Source organism: Geofilum rubicundum JCM 15548, assembly GCF_000974365.1.
Lineage (GTDB): Bacteria > Bacteroidota > Bacteroidia > Bacteroidales > Marinilabiliaceae > Geofilum > Geofilum rubicundum.
Genome location: NZ_BAZW01000188.1, coordinates 1 through 865, shown reverse-complemented (window position 1 = coordinate 865; position 865 = coordinate 1). Strand labels below are relative to the sequence as shown.

Below are 865 nucleotides of genomic sequence, written 5' to 3'. Positions count from 1 at the left end.
GCGATATGGTGCGTGGCTAATTATTTAGGTAGAAGTTTTCTGGCCGTTAAGAATGCTCTTCAGTAGACGAAACTTGCTATAAATATGAGACTTAGCCATGCACTATAACGCGTGTTAGCCCCCGTAGTTATTTGATTTACAGGTCAATCTGAATTTTTATCTTACCGCCAAGTCCTTTCTCAACAATATCGTAAAGCGTCTTTAGGGTCATGTTGCTGGCGTCATTTTCAATCCGTGATATAAAACTCCGTTTCTTGTCGATAATTTCTCCGAGTTGGTCTTGGGTCAGGTGTTTTCTCTCTCTGGCCTCTCTTAACATTAAGCCAACTCTTAATGACTTAAAATCTCTGTCTAAACGGTCTCTTCGTTCAGTTCCTTGCTTTCCATAAACCTGGTCTTTCAATTCAGACCAAGTTGTCGTATTCTCCTTTTTCATAATCACCCTCCTTTTTCTTCGTAATATTCATTCATCAACTTTAAGGCTCTGTCAATTTCAGATTTTGGTGTTTTTTGCGATTTTTTCTGGAAACCGTTTAATAGAATAACTAATCTCCCTTTATCAAAAAAGCAAAAAACTCTCCAGATGTCAGAGCCAAGTTTTATTCTCGCTTCGTAAAGCCCCTTGGTTCCTTTTAGGTGTTTTAAATATTTTTCGGGTATTTGCTGCTGAAATTCAATTATCTCAATGATTTTGAAAACTTTGTCTTGGACTTTCTGCGGTTGTTCTATTAGAAAATCTTTGAAATAATTTTTATAAGCAATAACCGTCCGAATTCTTTCCATTCAATCTGATTTTCGCCAAAGTTAACTTATAAGTTACAATTCTGCAAGTGGTTTTTTGGGGTACTATGGGGGCTAACGTCCA

Annotated in this window: 2 protein-coding genes; both read right to left on the bottom strand. The window is 37.0% G+C overall.

All coding sequences use genetic code 11. The annotated features are described in order from the left end of the window. Window positions 1–136: 136 nt before the first annotated feature. Window positions 137–436, bottom strand: a complete 300-nt coding sequence (locus tag JCM15548_RS20710) for a helix-turn-helix domain-containing protein (protein ID WP_062129145.1) — start codon at window positions 434–436, stop codon at window positions 137–139. Between the two features lie 2 nt (window positions 437–438). Then, window positions 439–783 (bottom strand): type II toxin-antitoxin system RelE/ParE family toxin, encoded by a 345-nt coding sequence (locus tag JCM15548_RS20705; RefSeq protein ID WP_062129143.1) that lies wholly within the window; start codon window positions 781–783, stop codon window positions 439–441. Window positions 784–865: the final 82 nt, after the last annotated feature.